Source organism: Shimia thalassica, from assembly GCF_001458215.1.
Lineage (GTDB): Bacteria > Pseudomonadota > Alphaproteobacteria > Rhodobacterales > Rhodobacteraceae > Shimia > Shimia thalassica.
Window position 1 is genome coordinate 80,492 of record NZ_CYTW01000004.1, and the last position, 16,409, is coordinate 96,900.

Below are 16,409 nucleotides of genomic sequence, written 5' to 3' on the forward strand. Positions count from 1 at the left end.
CAAGCAGCGTCTTGCAGCCATCATTCGATCCAATACCGCAACATGCGCCGCCCCTTGGACCACGCATCCGGCGTCACACCATCTACAAAGCTGGTTCTGCCATGAAACACCCGCGTGTCGAACGCCAGCAAAAGCTGCCCTTGTTGCAAAGTAAAGCGGTGCTGAAGGTCCGATATTTCATTGAAAGCGTCCAGCACATCAAATGCAAAAATCTGGTCCGTCGTTAAGGGCCAGCCCGCCCGCTCGTGAGCGCTCGCGATATAGGACCGCAGGTATCGAAAGTCAGGTTTGTCGACGGAGCCCGCCAAAACCGGAAGCTGAAACAACTCGATCTCTTCCGACATGCCACGCCCTTCGAAAAAGAACGGTTTGCGCAGTATGTCTTCGACCTCGGGATAGGCCGCAAGTCTTTCACAGACTTCGCGCGCACGAATGATGATCGACTCGCCCCCAATCAGGGCGGTGGTCGCACTGCCCAAAATCAACAGCTTCATCGGATCGGGACGATTGACCGAATCTGTGTGAATATCCCCGCCCTGGCGCGTTTGATGATATCGCACGCCATCCTCAATGCGCCCGATATTACGGTCCCACACTTCGACAACAGTGTCGCCTGCATCGTTCTGAACCATCAAGGTGCCAAAAGCCTCGGCAATCCGCGTTGCCGCAGTTTTGAAACTTTCATAGCCATCGCAATAGGCATTCAAATCCAAAAGCCCGAAATCTGCGTCTTCCAGATAAGACAACACCTGTTGCGAAAACGGGGCCGTGTCTGCCTTGTCGCCGCGCAGGATGGTATCAAGCACGTCCGGTTCCAGTGGAATGGCATAAGGATCTGGGGACATCGTCGTCATCCAATCGAGTTTCAAAACCGTCCTTCAAACGTGACAGGTGCCATGAAAGGAATCAACAAAACGCTTTGAACAGCCAAAACGGCCCCTTTCCTCTATTTGACGTCAAATTCGGGCGACTGTCGTAAACTGTCATGACTCTTCGCATTCGTGCAGGTGATCTGCCTTTGTTTCCGGCTTTCTAGAAAGCAAGCCAAGGAGACACGCACATGCTTGATACCCCACGTCCCCGCACACGTTCTGGTGGCCGCAGCGCACGCCGCGCCGCCCGGTCCGCACCCGTGTTTGACATGCTGCCCGGTTTAGAGCGCAACATTCCCGTCTGCGAAGTGATGGACGGAAGTCAGGTCGAACGCATCCACAATGCATCGATGGATATTCTGGAAAATGTGGGCGTGCAATTCCGTGACCCCATTGCCTTGGAAGACTGGAAACGTATCGGGGCCAAAGTGGTCGGAGAGCTTGTCTATCTGGACCGCGCATTGGTCATGGACCTGATTTCGACGATCCCTGCCGACTTTACCTACAATGCGCGCGATCCGAAAAAGAACGTGCGTCTTGGCGGCAAGCATTCGATCTTTGTACCCATGACAGGTGCACCGTTCCTGCGGGATTTGGATGACGTGCGCCGCAACCCGACGCTCGACGATCTCGCCATGTTCCACAAGCTGGCCCACATGTCGCCCGCATTGCATTCGTCGGCGCATCACATTGTGGAACCATATGATCATCCGATTTCACAGCGCCATCTGCAAATCACCTATTCTTCGATGAAGTATTCCGACAAGACATTCATGGGCATGACGACGTCCCCCAAGAATGCCGAAGACGTGATGGATATGTGCGCCATTTTGTTTGGTCAGGACTTCATCGAGAACAATCCTGTCACCACGGGCAACTGCAACGGCAACTCTCCGTTGGTGTGGGATGAAACCATGTTGGGGGCGATGCGCGCCTTCTGCAAACGCAATCAACCTGTCTTGTGCTCGCCATTTGTTCTTGGCGGGGCCAACACGCCTGCCTCGGTTGCGGCCTCGGTGGCGCAGTTGAACGCAGAAGCCCTCAGCGCCCTGGCCTATACACAGGTCATCCGTCGCGGTGCGCCTGCCATCTATGGCCATTACCTGTCGACGGTGTCGATGAAATCGGGCGCGCCAATGGCAGGAACACCCGAGATCAGCCTGATGAACTTTATGATCGGGCAGATGGCACGTTTTTATGATGTCCCTTGGCGCACCTCGAATACTTTGGGCGGGGCGAAAACCTTTGACGCGCAAGCGGGTTATGAATCCGCAACCACACTGTCCGCCGTCATTCATGCCGGTGCCAACTACATCTGGCATTCTGCAGGCTGGAACGAAGCAGGTATGCACTGTTCCGTCGCCAAGTTCATTGTAGACACGGAACAATGCGCCATGGCCTATCGTATGGCCCAAGGTCCGAATTGGGACGACTTTGATGCGGCGCTTGCTGCTGTTCCGGATGTGGGTCCAGGCGGTCATTACCTTGGCCACCAACACACACAGGACAACTTCCAAACCGCCTTCTTCATGCCCGAACTTTTCGACAACAACTCGATCGAGCAATGGGTGGCCGAAGGGAGTGTTGAAATTACAGAACGCGCTTTGAACCGCGCTCGCAAACTGCTTCAGGATTATGAAGAACCCAAATTGGACATCGCTAAAGATGAAGAATTGCGGGACTACATCGCGCGACGCGAACGTGAAATTCCAGCGAGCGACGAGTTGAACCAGGAATACTAAGCTGATGTAACTCGCGAAACAAAAATCAGAAAAAAGCCTGACATGAAAAAGTTCCTGTCAGGCTTTCTTATTTCAGGAAAAGATTGCTCCCCTTTAAGGGAGAATTCGTCTCTATTCCGCCGCGGCACGCCATTCTCGCCAACGCATATAGGCATTTGCTCCGATGCTTGCGAATGGCTGTGGTGGCAGCTTTTTGGGGGCATCCTCGGCACCGAAAAACTGCGAAATCTCGCTTTGCGTGCCGCTGGCCACCTCGGCTGCGGCGATACCGGTCAACGTCCCACGGGCAGTGCCAAGACCATTCTGGACGCAGGCCGAATAGACGCCGTCGTCGATCTGGCCCATCACCGAAACACCATTTAGCGACAAACACAGATGCCCCGCCCATTTGTATTCCATCTGCAGGCCCGCCAGCTGGGGGAACCGTTCGTCGAATTTTCTTTGCTGCACACGCGCGGCCCGATCAACGTCGGCTTGGGATGCTTTCATTCCGGGCTTCAAAACGGCACATGTCCGCGTGACAATCCGGTTGCCCCCCTGTGCCGTATCGATCCGGCGCACAGTTGTTCCCATTGGATCCGACGGCGTTATGCCCCATCTGGGTTGCCCACCCAGCAAGGCCAAAGCAGCGTCATCCAGATCAGGTGTCATCGAGGCAAAAAGGAAAAGCTGCATCAATCGGCCGCTCTTGATGCCAAAGCTCTCCAGATGCCCGTTATTGGCCAGCAAAACGCGTGGAGTAGAGACTGTTCCAGCGGAAATGGACACTTTCCACGTTGCGCCCTCCTTCTTGAACGCGCTCACGGGGCTGTTTTCAAAGACGTGCACCCCATCCTTGCGAAGGCCTGCGCATAGCCCTCTGATATAGCCGGCAGGCTGAAGCGTCACGGTTCCAGGAGTATAGAGCCCCGAGAGATAGTGCGCCGACCCTGTCAACTCTTGCATCGCCTGCGCGTCGAGCTTTTCGGAGTGTTCGCCAAGGGTGGTCAAATGCTCTGCATAGCTCAGGTTATGCGTATGCGCTGTGGTACTTGCAGCGCCGTTTACTTTGCCCGACTCGTCAAAAAAGTTCGCATCAATCCCGTACTCGTCAACAGCCGTGCGTGCGAAATCGATGGCCTGCCTGTTCAGCGTGATCAGGGTGCGATCATCACCGGCTCCGGAATAGTCTTCAGAGGCCAGATCATGCGGAAGGTCGATCATGAAGCCAGAGTTTCGCCCCGCGGCCCCGTCTGCCACGCGTCCCGCTTCGAGAACCATAATCACCGCATCGGAATGCAGCTGTCGCAAACGACGTGCCGCAGAAAGGCCCGCAAACCCTCCACCGATAACAACAAAATCGGCTGTGTTAGAGCCTGAAAGCGCCTCAGAAGCAGGTTGCGGCCCCAAGATAGCATTCCAAGCCGCCGGTCCGGTCTGAACCGGCAGCCTTTTTGCGGTATAGGTTGTCACGACACGGCCTCGTCATCGTCGTCGGCCAGATCAATCCAGATGGTTTTGATCTGTGTGTACTGGTCGTGGGCAAAAATCGAGTTGTCCCGCCCGCCAAATCCGGACTGTTTGTAACCGCCGAAGGGGGTCGTGATATCCCCTTCTCCGAAGCTGTTTATAGTCACTGTTCCGGCCCGAAGCACGCGGGCACCCCGAAGGGCACGTTTGACGTTTGCCGTAAAGATCGAGGCCGCGAGACCATATTCGGTTTCATTTGCTACGGCTATAGCCTCGTCAAATCCGCCAACCGTGATAACCGACAAGACCGGTCCAAAAATCTCTTCCTGTGCCAAAGGATGATCATTGCCGGACACGTCGACAACTGTTGCTTCTACATGGGTGCCACCAGAGGTTTTACCGCCCAGAACAACATTCTCGGCTTTGTCGAGATATCCGCAAACCTTGTCAAAATGCGCCTTCGACACCAGCGCTCCCATGCGGGTTTCGGGATCAAGCGGATCGCCAACATTCCAATGACGGGCGTGCGCCTCGATCCGGTCCAGCAACTCGGATTTGACATTTTTGTGCACGATCAACCGCGATGTTGCCGAACAGTTTTCGCCCATGTTCCAAAACGCACCGTTAACGATGTGCTGTGCCACACGGTCGAGGTTCTCCGCGTCATCCAATACGACGCAGGGGTTCTTGCCGCCCATTTCCAGAACGACCTCTTTGGCGTTTGAATCCGCAGCATATCCAAGGAACCGCTTGCCGGTCACGGTAGAGCCGGTGAACGACACCATATCGATGTCCATGTGACGCCCAATCGGTTCGCCCACATCTGGGCCGGATCCGGTGACGATGTTCAAAACACCTTTGGGAAGCCCAGCTTCAGACGCCAGTTCTGCGACGCGCAACGCTGTCAAAGATGTTTCTTCGGCCGGTTTCACAATAACCGAACATCCAGCCGCCAAGGCAGGGCCGATCTTCCATGCCAACATCAACAACGGGAAGTTCCACGGGAGTACAAGCCCGACAACTCCGATAGGTTCGCGAACCACCATGGCGATATGATCATCCGATGCCGGGCTGACCTGATCATAGATTTTGTCAATCGCTTCGGCGTGCCATTTGATGCAGTGGATGGTTTCCGGAATATCGACGGTTTCACAGTCAAAGATTGTTTTGCCGCTGTCGATTGACTCCATCACAGCCAACTCGCGCGCGTTGCGGTTCATCAGCTTTGCAAAGCGGATCAGGACATCCTTGCGGTCCGAGGGATGCATTTTGGACCAGCGCCCATCATCAAAGGCTTCGCGCGCTTTCGACACTGCGAAATCAACGTCGTCTTGCGCACATGCCGCCACATCAACCAGCTTTTCGCCAGTGGCCGGATTGAGGGTCTCAAAGGTTTTTCCCGAAGCCGCCGGACGGTATCCTCCGTCAATGAACGCGCTTGTGGGCAATGACAGGTTTGCAGCGATGGATTTGTATTCTTCTTGTGTAAGCAGATCCATGATCCTTACCCCTCTGCCTGAATGTCTGAGATTGTTGATTTGAGCACGCGGATGACCTGCTCGAGTGCGCGTTTGTCATCTTTGTTCAGCCCCTTGAGCGGAGGCCGCATCGGACCAGTATCGATCCCCGTCATGGTCACGCCATGCTTGATGCATTGGATAAACTTGCCGCCTTGTTCCAGCACACGCATCAAGGGCATCATTGCCGACATGATGCGTCGGCCTTTGTCGAAATTCCCCTCGACAGCACAGGCATTGTAAAGCGCCAGATGTTCTTCCGGCAGGAAATTCGAGCCGCCGCACACCCAGCTGCGCGCACCCCAAGCAAAGAATTCAAGCGCTTGGTCATCCATGCCACATGACATCTGGATATGCGGATAGTCCCGCGCCAGAAGATGCACGCGGTTGATGTCGCCAGAGCTTTCCTTGATGGCACAGATGTTACGGCTGCGACCAACACGGTCCAGAAACTCTTCCCCCATGTGAACGCCCATTCGACCCGGATAGTTGTACAGCATCACGGGCAAATTGGCCGCCTTGTCGATGGCCAGAGCATTGAGCGCATTCTCTCTTTCGGTTGGCACCGAATAGGGGGGCGTGGCCAAGAGAATCGCATCCGCGCCCATATCACGCGCTCCTGTGGCCAATGCGATGGAATCAGGAGTCATCATGGCGCCTGTGCCAACAATCAAAGGCACCCGACCCGCGCTGCGCTCGCGTGTGAACCGCGCAATTTCGAGCCGTTCCTCAACGGATTGCGCATAATTTTCACCGGTCGAGCCGCCGGAAATGAGACCATGCACGCCTTTGTCGATCAGGTTCTCGATCACATCGGCCAGACCGTCCCAATTGACGCTTTGGTCATGATAAAAGGGGGTCACGACAGGCGTATAAATCCCTTCGAATTTGAAAATAGGGGTCATTTGCGTCCTCGTTCGGGGTTAAGCAGGGGTCTTGCGGGGAAGGTCGCCAAGAGGCACTTCCAAGCCCGCAGGCATTACAAAAAGTTCAATCTGATCACGTGACAAAGCCCAATGGTCGTCAGCCAACTGTGCAGCGCGCGCTTCGTCGCGCGCTTCGATTGCGGCGATGATCTGATCATGTTGATCGGCGGCTTCCGTCACATTTTCCGCCATGTGATTGTCCGTCGGACGATAGAACGTCATCGAGATACGGGCGTGGTCAATCAGCAGACGATGAAAGCTTGGGGTGAGATAGACGTTGTCTGCCATTTCGCCGGTAATTTCGTGAAACCGGTTGTTGGCCAGCGCACGATCATCCCCGGAACCGGTCCTCAAAACCCTCCGGAAATCCTCTTGGGCGTCCTTGAGGCGTTTGATCTGATCACGGGTTGCGTTTTTGGCGGCAAGGCGAAGAATCGCGCCATAGATCATCGGAGCCGTCAGAAAGAAATCTCTGAGTGTGGTGTGCGACATTTCCGAAATGCGGGCACCACGGTTTTCACGAAGGTCGATAAACCCTTCACCTGCCAATTGACGAAACACCTCGCGCAGAGGGGTGCGTGACAAGGAAAACTCTTCGGACAGCGCAGTCTCATCAAGATCTTCTCCGGGACGCAGCTGCATCGTGAGAACACCCATTTTCAGAGCCTCATAAAGGGCCGCTTTGCGTGATTTCGAATCTGGTTTCATGTGCACCTCCCACGTCATTACGGTGGCATTTAGCATTAAAATACAATTTGTATACAGAGAAAATTTCACTTAGACCAAACCGGCACCATGGTGCGAATTAACGACTCGCAGTAGGATTTTTGTCATGACGACGACGGAACACTTTACTTTTTTGCTGGTGCCAGAGTTCACGCACATCGCGTTTTCATGCGCGATTGAACCCTTGCGCATTGCCAACCTCGTAAGCGGCACCGACCTCTACCAATGGTCCCTGGCCAGTGAAAACGGCGAGACCGCAACCTGTTCCAACGGCACCGTCACCCTTGTGGACCACAGCTATGCCACGATCCCCGCGTGCGACCGTCTTTTTGTGCTTTCGGGTATTCACGTCCAAAACCACGTCGATCCGGCCCTGCTGAACGTCTTGCGCAAAGCGCGCACCGGAAAGGCCAAGATCGGCGCCCTGTGCTCGGCGGCCTATATTCTGGCAAAGGCGGGCATGCTGGATGGAAAGCGGGCTGCAATCCATTGGGATTTCCATGATGGCTTTATGGAAGAGTTTCCCGAAGTCTCTCTGGAAAGCAGCGTTTTCGTAGCGGACGAAACAATCGTCACCGCATCGGGCGGCACGGCCACGGCAGATTTGATGCTGAACCTGATTGCAACCACCCATGGTAATGACCTTGCCATCGCTGTTGCAGACCAAATGGTTTATAATGCTGTCCGTGAAGGAACCGCCGAGCAACGCGTTTCATTGCAATCGCGGCACGGCATGCGAAATCCGCATTTGGTCAAGGCCATCCAAGTCATGAACGAGAACCTTGAAACGCCTATCTCGCCAGCGACCATCGCTGTCGACATCGGTATTTCCACGCGCCAGCTTGAACGGATTTTCGGGCGATATCTGAATTGTTCCCCAAAGAAGTACTACGTCGACCTGCGTTTACAAAAGGCCCGCAACTTACTGGTTCAGACCGACCAGTCCGTAACTGAAATCGCCCTTGCGAGTGGCTTTGAAAGTCCTGGCCACTTCAGCCGTGTGTATCGGGCAAAGTTTGGAATCACGCCAACCGCTCAGCAAAACACGCTGAGTTAGAGACGCCTTTTCCCCTCGATGCCGGCGCACCAAAGGGGACATTCAATTGACAGTTTTATACGCTAGGGGATAATGGCCCGATGTGGCACACAGGCTTATCCCAATCCAAAGCAGTTGCCGGCTTCGAGACGGCGTCAGGTAAGATGGCTCTTGCGGCCATGTTATCGAATGCGCGCGCTCAAAACCTGATACATACACTTTGGCCAAAGCCGAACACCGGTTTGGGCAAGGGCGCTTTGCTTTGTGATGCGATACTTTCCTGATGCTGTCGGTTCTCAAAAATCGCACCTATCGCCACCTCTTTCTCGCTCAGGTGGTTGCGCTGTCGGGGACTGGGCTGGCAACCGTAGCTTTGGGGTTGCTCGCCTATGACCTTGCCGGCGAGCAGGCAGGTTTGGTTCTCGGTATTGCGCTCACGATCAAGATGGTTGCCTATGTCCTGATCGCACCAATAGCTTCTGCGCTGATTGTGAACCTCAATCGGCGGGCGGTTTTGGTTGCGCTCGACGTGATCCGCGCCAGCGTTGTGTTGATGTTGCCGTTTGTCACAGAAATCTGGCAAATCTACGTTCTGATTTTTGTGCTTCAATCGGCCTCGGCCGGATTCACCCCGACGTTTCAGGCAACCATTCCCGATATTCTCACCGATGAAGAGGACTATACAAAGGCGCTTTCCCTATCGCGGTTGGCGATGGATGCAGAAAGCCTTCTGAGCCCTGTTTTTGCGGCGGCACTTTTGACGTGGATGAGCTTTGACAATCTGTTTTGGGGCACGGCACTTGGGTTTACGGCATCTGCTCTGCTCGTGATTTCCGTGGCTTTGCCCTCTGCGCATCCCTCAAAAACACGAGGGTTTTACGAGCGCACCACGCGCGGATTGAAGATCTATCTCAAAACACCCCGTTTGCGCGGACTTTTGGCTTTGAACTGGACGATTTCGGCAGTTGTGTCTCTGGTCTTTGTGAATTCGGTGGTCATTGTCAAAACCGATCTGGGACGTGCTGACGCTGCCTTGGCCATCGCGCTTGCCGGTTTTGGCGCGGGGTCAATGCTGGCCTCACTCCTGATCCCTCGGCTGCTGCACGTGTTGAGCGACCGCACCACGATGATCTGTGGTGGGGCCTTTGCGACGGCTGTCCTTGGGGCGATCCCTTTTGTCGGCACATTGGACCTGAGGCTGTTGGTTGCGGGATGGTTCTGTATCGGCTTTGCCTATTCTCTGGTTTTAACACCCGCAGGACGGGTCCTGACGCGCTCGGCCCATCCAGAGGACCGGCCAGCCGTTTTTGCCGCACAGTTCACGCTGTCTCATGCGTGCTGGCTGATTTTCTATCCTTTGACAGGATGGTTGCTACTTGTTTTTGGCACGTCCACGGCAATGTGCGTGCAATCCGCACTCGGGTTTTTAGGGGTCATCGCCGCTTTGAAAATCTGGCCAAGGAACAGTAGCGCACCCATTCCCCATACGCATCGCGATCTGCCCTCGGATCATGCACATCTTGCAGGGCACAAGAACCACGTTCACTCTATCATTATTGATGATTTACATCCCCGGTTCACGCCGCGCCGCTAGAGGGCGCCAGTTTCCGCGCGGCATTCTTTTGGGGGCTGCAACTTGGCCAAATAGCCATTACATGTGAAGCAAGATTGGGCGCACCGGCGTCAAAGAAAAGGAAAAACGCGATGAAAAAAGCCCTGATCACAGGTGTAACGGGTCAAGATGGCTCGTATCTGGCAGAATTTCTTCTGGAAAAAGGGTACGAAGTGCACGGTATCAAACGCCGCGCGTCTTCATTCAACACACAACGCATCGACCATATTTTCCAAGACCCACATACGTCGAACGCACGGCTCAAACTTCACTATGGCGACCTGACCGACAGTTCGAACCTGACGCGAATCCTGCAAGAGGTGCAACCAGACGAGGTTTATAACCTCGGTGCGCAGTCCCATGTCGCGGTGAGCTTTGAAAGCCCGGAATACACGGCCGATGTGGATGCAACAGGTGCGCTTCGCCTGCTGGAAGCCATCCGGTTTCTCGGACTTGAAAAAACGACCCGCTTTTATCAGGCGTCGACGTCCGAACTCTATGGGCTGGTTCAGGAAACACCACAGACCGAGACAACCCCCTTCCACCCCAGAAGCCCGTATGCCGTTGCCAAAATGTATGCCTACTGGATCACGGTAAATTACCGCGAGGCCTATGGCATGTATGCCTGTAACGGCATCCTGTTTAACCACGAAAGCCCGCGGCGGGGCGAAACCTTTGTGACTCGCAAAATCACGCGCGGCCTTGCCAATATCGCCCAAGGCCTCGAACCCTGCCTGTATATGGGCAACATTGATGCGTTGCGTGATTGGGGCCATGCCAAAGACTATGTCCGCATGCAGTGGATGATGCTGCAGCAGGACGAGCCGGATGATTTTGTAATCGCAACCGGCGTTCAGTATTCTGTCCGTCAGTTTATCGAATGGTCCGCAGAAGAACTGGGCGTCAAAATCCGGTTCGAAGGTGAAGGCCTTGAGGAAATCGGAATCGTTGACGCGATCGAAGGCGACGACGCCCCTGCCCTGTCAGTGGGCGATGTGATTGTGCGTATTGATCCGCGTTACTTCCGGCCTGCCGAAGTGGAAACCCTGTTGGGCGATCCTGCCAAGGCCAAAACGAAACTGGGTTGGACACCAGAGATCACGGTTCAGGAAATGTGTGCGGAAATGGTCGCCAACGACCTCAAAGACTCGCGCCGTAACCGACTTTTGCGGGAACATGGATTGGAACTTCCGGTTTCGACCGAAAGCTGAGGAACACTTATGGCCAAGAACGGCAGGCTTCTTCTCACCGGTGGATCAGGCATGGTGGGGCGCAATATACTTGAACACCCGCTGTCGGCGGAGTGGGATATCGTTGCACCGACATCGCGCGAGCTGGATCTGACCGATGCGAACGCAGTGAACGAATACGTCGCAGAAGTGCAGCCCGATCTGGTGGTGCACGCAGCCGGTCAGGTGGGCGGCATTCAGGCGAACATGGCGCACCCTGTCGCGTTTCTGGAACGCAACACGTCGATGGGCCGCAATATCATTATGGCGTCTTATCAATCGGGTGTTCAAAAGTTCCTGAACCTTGCGTCGACCTGTATGTACCCGCGTGCGGCACCGAACCCGTTAAGCGAAGACATGATCCTGACGGGTGAGCTTGAGCCCACCAACGAAGGCTATGCCCTTGCCAAAATCATGGCGACGCGTTTGTGCCAGTATATCGGGCGCGAGGACGAAGCCGCACAATACAAGACGCTGATCCCGTGCAACCTGTTTGGCCGCCACGACAAGTTTGATCCCAAACACTCACACCTCCTTCCCGCGATCATCCACAAGGTGCATCTCGCCAAAACCAATGGCGAAGACACCGTGGAAATCTGGGGCGATGGCACCGCACGACGAGAATTCATGTATGCCGGTGATCTGGCGGATGCCGTGTTGAAGGCATCGGGCGATATCGACAACCTTCCCGATTTGATGAACACCGGCCTTGGTCATGATTTCTCGATCAACGAATATTATCAAACCGTTGCGGACGTAATCGGCTGGAAGGGCGACTTTGTCCATGATCTTTCAAAACCGGTTGGCATGAAGCAGAAACTTTGCGCCACCGACCGGCAGAGCGCGTGGGGTTGGTCCGCACCAACCACATTGCATGACGCAATCCAGCGCACCTATGACTTCTATTTGAATGAGGCCACAAAATGAGCATTCGCTTTCCGCTTGCCACCTCGTCCTGGGACCAGAAAGAATTGGATGCCCTGCAAAAGGTGATCGATTCCGACCGCTATTCGATGGGCGCAGAAGTCGCCAATTTTGAACAGCAATTCGCCGAGCATTTCGGGTCGAAATTCGCCATCATGGTAAACTCGGGGTCCTCCGCAAACCTGCTGATGACCGCTGCCCTGTTCTTTACCAAAAACCCCGCCTTGCACCTCGAGCGCGGCGACGAAATCATCGTTCCCGCCGTCAGCTGGTCCACTACGTATTTTCCGCTGAACCAATACGGTCTGCATCTCAAATTTGTGGATATCGACCTTGAAACGCTGAACTATGACCTCGCCGCGTTAGAAGAGGCCGTCACGGACAAAACACGTGCCATCATGGTGGTCAATCTGTTGGGCAACCCTAACGATTTCGATGCTCTGAACCGGATCATCGACGGACGTGACATCGTTGTCATCGAAGACAACTGTGAATCCATGGGCGCAACATTCAATGGCAAACAGACCGGCACATTCGGGGCAATGGGAAGCTACTCCTGTTTCTTCTCGCACCATATCTCGACGATGGAAGGCGGCATGGTCGTCACCGATGATGAAGAGCTTTATCATGTGATGCTGGCCCTGCGCGCGCATGGGTGGACCCGAAACCTTCCCAAGTTCAATCACGTCACCGGCGAGAAGTCGGACGACCCCTTTGAAGAAAGCTTCCGGTTTGTTCTTCCGGGTTACAACCTGCGTCCGCTCGAGATGTCAGGCGCGCTGGGCATCGAGCAGCTTGCCAAGTTGCCAGACCTGATCAAAGGGCGCCGTGCGAACGGTGCCTTGGTGCAACAACGTCTGGCAAACCACCCCAAATTCATGATCCAACGCGAGATTGGCGAGGCCAGCTGGTTCGGGTTTTCGCTGGTCATTCGACCCGATACCGGCCTGAACCGTGCGGATCTGGTCAAAGACCTCGTTGAGGCCGGATTTGAATGCCGCCCCATCGTGGCAGGCAACTTTGCGAAAAACGAAGTGATGAAATACTTCGATTACTCGATTCACGGCGATCTCAAAAACGCCGACTATATCGATGCCAACGGACTGTTTGTGGGCAACCACCATTACCCCATCGCAGAAGCCGTCGATGCCTTGACGCGCATCTAACCAAGATAGTCTTTCAATGCTTGCGGCGGGTTTTCCAACAAATCCGCCGTGGCAACCAACGGATGCGCAACGCCTTCTGCGACAAGTATCGTCTGATCGGCAATGCGGCGTGCATCTTCGGGATCGTGGCTGACCATCAACATCCCTGCGCCTGTTTCCGCAAGCAATTCAGCAACCAGATCAAGCATCTCTGCCTTGAGCGCCGGACCAAGAGCCGCAAAGGGCTCATCCAGCAATACTAGAGGCCGACGCTGCACCAACACCCGCGCCAAAGCCACCCGGCTTTGTTGCCCGCCGGACAAGGCAGCAGGCTTGCGGTCTTCGAACCCTGCAAGACCAACACGTTTGAGGGCGTCTACCACCAGCGCATGTTGTGACGGGTCCAGCTTTAAATTGGGTCGAATGCCCAAGCCGACATTTTGAAAAACCGTCAGGTGCGGGAAAAGGTTGTTGTCTTGAAACAGCATCGCAATCGGGCGCTTGCCGGGCGAAGCCATCGTAATGTCTTTGTCTTCCCAGAAGACGCGTCCCTGTGATGCCGGAAGAAAGCCCGCAATCAGCGACAACAGGGTCGATTTTCCGGCACCCGAGGGGCCGATAACCGCAACGCGTGCTCCCGCGGGGACCGTCAAATCGCCCCCCAGCGTAAAGTCGCCCTGTCTCATCAAAACGTTCTCAAGCCTCAGCATGCCCACGCCCCCCGCGATCAAACGCCCAAAACAAACCAAAACTCAGACACAGCAACAACAGGGCCGCGCCTGATGCGGCCTCCATCCGGTAGCTTCCCATCAACCGGTACATTTGCAATGGCAATGTTGCGCGCTCGGGATCGGCGAACAAGGCGATAACACCGAGGTCACCCATCGACAGTGCCGCCGTCAAGCCACAGGAAAACCCCAGAGCCCCGCGCACACGTGGCAACAACACAAGACGCATCCAGGCCCACCCTTTGATGTCCAGCGACCCACTCAGGCGACCGTAGTCCTGAACAACGTCTCGAACCGGACCAATCAACATGCGCAGGGCAAAAGGCAACGCCATCACCGCATTGACCAATGCCGTTACAGGGAAAGCGACCGAAAACGGGTTGGCAATGGGATAGATGATCAGAAACAGTCCTGTGCCAATCACCAAAGGCGAAGCTGCAATGCCCAAGAGCGCGACTGCTTCTAGCCAACGGTGACGGGACGAGGACGCAATCGCAATTGGCAGCGCCAGCGCAACCATGATGCCCGTCGAAGCAAGAGACACAAGCACCGACACCCATGCCGCCTGCCAGACCTGTCGCGGCAGCTGTGCCAATCCTGCAATCCCATCCAGAACCACCAAAGACAGTGGCACCAGCAAAAACACGGCGGCACATAAAATCACACATGTATCGAGGGCGACTTTTGGTGCGGTATCTGCATCCCAACGCAATACGGGCCGGTCCAGCCCCGCACCAAACCCGTCCCTGTCCGACAGCTTCAGGGCCAACAACGCAGCAGCACCGACCATAACCAGTTGCAGGCATGACAACAGCGCGGCCCGCCCCAAATCGAAATCAAACCGGAAAGCCTGATAAATGGCCAATTCAACCGTCGTGGCCTTTGGCCCCCCGCCAAGCGTCAATGCAACGGCAAAACTTGAAATACATAAGGCAAATATCACGGCAAAAGACTGGGGCACGACACGCCGCAGCATGGGCGCCTCGATGATCCGCCACATGTCCTTGGATCCAAAACCCAGCTGGGCGGCCAGCCGGAACCGTTCGGCGGGAACCTGTTGCCACCCTTGCAGGATGAGCCGTGTGGCAAGTGGCAGGTTAAAAAACACGTGGGCCAGAACGACCCCGTGGAATCCGTAGATCGAAATTTCCGGCAACTCGGCCCAGCGCAGCGCCGAATTCACAATGCCGCTGCGCCCGAACACAGCCAACAGACCCAGAACAGCCACGATCACAGGCAAAATAAAGGGCACGCCCAGAAGAGATATGAACAGCCGACGACCGATGAAACGGCGGCGCGCCAAGGCTCTTGCCACAGGGACCGCCAGCAAAACACTCAGGCCCGCAGACCAAAGCGCTTGAGATACCGTAAACCGGAGTGCGGCCCATTCAGACGGGCCAAGACCGCGCCCCGCTTCTGCACGCAGGGCGACGGCCAGCAAGGTTCCCAGGATCAGAGCCGCGACAAAGGCCGCCGCACCGATTCCGGGCCATGCTCTTATTGCGATAACGCGTCCAGCCATTCCGCCAGCGCCGCATCCCGCACCATGTCAGCCTTCTCGGGTGACACCAGCAGCGATTTTTCTGGCGTAATCAGAGTTTCAAACCCTTTGGGCAACCCTTCTTTCGGAGTGACCGCAGGATACATCCAGTTTGTTGTCGGAATGATGGCCTGAAAGTCATCAGTTACCATGAAGGCAAGAAACTGATCGGCGAGATCTTGTTGATCGCTTGCGGCCAGTTTGCCCGCAACTTCGATCTGCATGTAGTGGCCTTCGTCAAAGGCTGCTGCTGCTTTTGACGCATCTTCCTCGGCAATCAGGTGATAGGCTGGCGAAGTTGTATAAGACAGCACCATGTCGGCTTCGCCGTCAAGGAACAGGCCATACGCCTCGGACCACCCTTTGGTCACGGTGACCACATTGTCGGCAAGGCCTTCCCAAACGGATTTGGCTTCGTCGCCATAGGCCTCTTTGACCCAAAGCAAAAGGCCAAGACCCGGAGTCGACGAACGCGGGTCTTGAATGACAATCTTCAGATCGCTATCAGCCAGATCTTTGAAGTTGGTAGGCGCTTCAAGCTCGGCCGCTTTGACAAAGGCAAAATATCCCCAGTCAAAAGGCACAAACTGAGAATCCGACCATTCAATTGGCAATGTATACTCTGCAGTCACGGAATGATCTGAAAACAGGCCGGTTTCGCGAGCGGCGGCAACAAGGTTGGTGTCCAGCCCCAGAACAACATCAGCATCAGAACGCGCGCCCTCAAGCTTGAGGCGGGCCAGCAATGCAGCGCCATCGCCAGCACCAACAAGTTTCAGGTCACACCCGCATTGTGCTTCGAACGCTTTTTCAACCGAAGGACCGGGGCCCCAGTTGGAAACAAAGCTGTCATAGGTATAAACAGTGAGAACGGGCGTCTCGGCAATTGCCGTTGTAGCCGCCAACATTCCCGTGGCAAACGCAAGATACTTCATGGCATCCTCCAAAATGCGACGGGCGGAG

14 protein-coding genes are annotated in these 16,409 nt (G+C 55.3%); 6 read left to right on the forward strand and 8 right to left on the reverse strand.

What is annotated here, in order from left to right:
- Window positions 1–20: 20 nt before the first annotated feature.
- Window positions 21–845 (reverse strand): TauD/TfdA family dioxygenase, encoded by an 825-nt coding sequence (locus PH7735_RS15580; RefSeq protein ID WP_158503251.1) that lies wholly within the window; start codon window positions 843–845, stop codon window positions 21–23.
- A 215-nt stretch (window positions 846–1,060) separates the two neighbouring features.
- Between PH7735_RS15580 and PH7735_RS15585 the strand changes: the two genes are divergently transcribed.
- Window positions 1,061–2,614 (forward strand): trimethylamine methyltransferase family protein, encoded by a 1,554-nt coding sequence (locus PH7735_RS15585; protein WP_058312346.1) that lies wholly within the window; start codon window positions 1,061–1,063, stop codon window positions 2,612–2,614.
- A 111-nt stretch (window positions 2,615–2,725) separates the two neighbouring features.
- Here PH7735_RS15585 and PH7735_RS15590 read toward each other — a convergent pair whose 3' ends face one another.
- From PH7735_RS15590 to PH7735_RS15605, 4 genes are read right to left on the reverse strand one after another with little or no spacing between them, the layout of a single operon-like run.
- Window positions 2,726–4,066 (reverse strand): NAD(P)/FAD-dependent oxidoreductase, encoded by a 1,341-nt coding sequence (locus PH7735_RS15590; protein ID WP_058312347.1) that lies wholly within the window; start codon window positions 4,064–4,066, stop codon window positions 2,726–2,728.
- Window positions 4,063–5,562: an aldehyde dehydrogenase gene (locus PH7735_RS15595; protein WP_082645279.1), complete on the reverse strand. Its 1,500-nt coding sequence runs from the start codon at window positions 5,560–5,562 to the stop codon at window positions 4,063–4,065. The genes PH7735_RS15590 and PH7735_RS15595 overlap by 4 nt, the downstream gene beginning before the upstream one ends.
- Window positions 5,563–5,567: 5 nt before the next feature.
- Window positions 5,568–6,485, reverse strand: coding sequence for a dihydrodipicolinate synthase family protein (locus tag PH7735_RS15600; RefSeq protein WP_058312349.1), 918 nt, complete (start codon window positions 6,483–6,485; stop codon window positions 5,568–5,570).
- A gap of 18 nt (window positions 6,486–6,503) precedes the next feature.
- The gene (locus tag PH7735_RS15605; protein WP_058312350.1) at window positions 6,504–7,214 is read right to left on the reverse strand and encodes a GntR family transcriptional regulator; all 711 of its coding nucleotides are present in this window, start codon (window positions 7,212–7,214) and stop codon (window positions 6,504–6,506) included.
- 124 nt (window positions 7,215–7,338) lie between these two features.
- Between PH7735_RS15605 and PH7735_RS15610 the strand changes: the two genes are divergently transcribed.
- The 5 genes from PH7735_RS15610 (at window position 7,339) to PH7735_RS15630 (ending at window position 13,199) form a co-directional block, all read left to right on the forward strand.
- A complete protein-coding gene (locus PH7735_RS15610) occupies window positions 7,339–8,289 on the forward strand; it encodes a GlxA family transcriptional regulator (RefSeq protein ID WP_058312351.1) in 951 nt (316 codons plus the stop codon).
- 262 nt (window positions 8,290–8,551) lie between these two features.
- Window positions 8,552–9,862 carry an MFS transporter gene (locus tag PH7735_RS15615; protein ID WP_058312352.1) on the forward strand — a complete coding sequence of 437 codons (1,311 nt, stop codon included), beginning with the start codon at window positions 8,552–8,554 and terminating at the stop codon, window positions 9,860–9,862.
- Window positions 9,863–9,972: 110 nt separating this feature from the next.
- Entirely contained in the window at window positions 9,973–11,091 is a 1,119-nt protein-coding gene (gene gmd / locus PH7735_RS15620; RefSeq protein WP_058312353.1) for a GDP-mannose 4,6-dehydratase, read from the forward strand.
- 9 nt (window positions 11,092–11,100) lie between these two features.
- Window positions 11,101–12,036, forward strand: coding sequence for a GDP-L-fucose synthase family protein (locus tag PH7735_RS15625; protein ID WP_058312354.1), 936 nt, complete (start codon window positions 11,101–11,103; stop codon window positions 12,034–12,036).
- The gene (locus tag PH7735_RS15630) at window positions 12,033–13,199 is read left to right on the forward strand and encodes a DegT/DnrJ/EryC1/StrS family aminotransferase (RefSeq protein ID WP_058312355.1); all 1,167 of its coding nucleotides are present in this window, start codon (window positions 12,033–12,035) and stop codon (window positions 13,197–13,199) included. The genes PH7735_RS15625 and PH7735_RS15630 overlap by 4 nt, the downstream gene beginning before the upstream one ends.
- Here PH7735_RS15630 and thiQ read toward each other — a convergent pair.
- From thiQ to thiB, 3 genes are read right to left on the reverse strand one after another with little or no spacing between them, the layout of a single operon-like run.
- The gene (gene thiQ / locus PH7735_RS15635; RefSeq protein ID WP_058312356.1) at window positions 13,196–13,888 is read right to left on the reverse strand and encodes a thiamine ABC transporter ATP-binding protein; all 693 of its coding nucleotides are present in this window, start codon (window positions 13,886–13,888) and stop codon (window positions 13,196–13,198) included. The two genes, PH7735_RS15630 and thiQ, sit on opposite strands and share 4 nt — an antisense overlap.
- Window positions 13,875–15,428, reverse strand: coding sequence for a thiamine/thiamine pyrophosphate ABC transporter permease ThiP (locus PH7735_RS15640; protein WP_058312357.1), 1,554 nt, complete (start codon window positions 15,426–15,428; stop codon window positions 13,875–13,877). Before PH7735_RS15640 ends, thiQ begins: the two co-directional genes overlap by 14 nt.
- Entirely contained in the window at window positions 15,404–16,381 is a 978-nt protein-coding gene (thiB, locus tag PH7735_RS15645; protein WP_058312358.1) for a thiamine ABC transporter substrate binding subunit, read from the reverse strand. Before thiB ends, PH7735_RS15640 begins: the two co-directional genes overlap by 25 nt.
- Window positions 16,382–16,409 lie beyond the last annotated feature (28 nt).

Coding starts and splice junctions, on each gene's coding strand:
- PH7735_RS15580 (WP_158503251.1), bottom strand. CDS start 845: ATGTCCCCAGATCCTTATGCCATTCCACTGGAACCGGACGTGCTTGAT.
- PH7735_RS15585 (WP_058312346.1), top strand. CDS start 1,061: ATGCTTGATACCCCACGTCCCCGCACACGTTCTGGTGGCCGCAGCGCA.
- PH7735_RS15595 (WP_082645279.1), bottom strand. CDS start 5,562: ATGGATCTGCTTACACAAGAAGAATACAAATCCATCGCTGCAAACCTG.
- PH7735_RS15600 (WP_058312349.1), bottom strand. CDS start 6,485: ATGACCCCTATTTTCAAATTCGAAGGGATTTATACGCCTGTCGTGACC.
- PH7735_RS15605 (WP_058312350.1), bottom strand. CDS start 7,214: ATGAAACCAGATTCGAAATCACGCAAAGCGGCCCTTTATGAGGCTCTG.
- PH7735_RS15610 (WP_058312351.1), top strand. CDS start 7,339: ATGACGACGACGGAACACTTTACTTTTTTGCTGGTGCCAGAGTTCACG.
- PH7735_RS15615 (WP_058312352.1), top strand. CDS start 8,552: ATGCTGTCGGTTCTCAAAAATCGCACCTATCGCCACCTCTTTCTCGCT.
- gmd (WP_058312353.1), top strand. CDS start 9,973: ATGAAAAAAGCCCTGATCACAGGTGTAACGGGTCAAGATGGCTCGTAT.
- PH7735_RS15625 (WP_058312354.1), top strand. CDS start 11,101: ATGGCCAAGAACGGCAGGCTTCTTCTCACCGGTGGATCAGGCATGGTG.
- PH7735_RS15630 (WP_058312355.1), top strand. CDS start 12,033: ATGAGCATTCGCTTTCCGCTTGCCACCTCGTCCTGGGACCAGAAAGAA.
- thiQ (WP_058312356.1), bottom strand. CDS start 13,888: ATGCTGAGGCTTGAGAACGTTTTGATGAGACAGGGCGACTTTACGCTG.
- PH7735_RS15640 (WP_058312357.1), bottom strand. CDS start 15,428: ATGGCTGGACGCGTTATCGCAATAAGAGCATGGCCCGGAATCGGTGCG.
- thiB (WP_058312358.1), bottom strand. CDS start 16,381: ATGAAGTATCTTGCGTTTGCCACGGGAATGTTGGCGGCTACAACGGCA.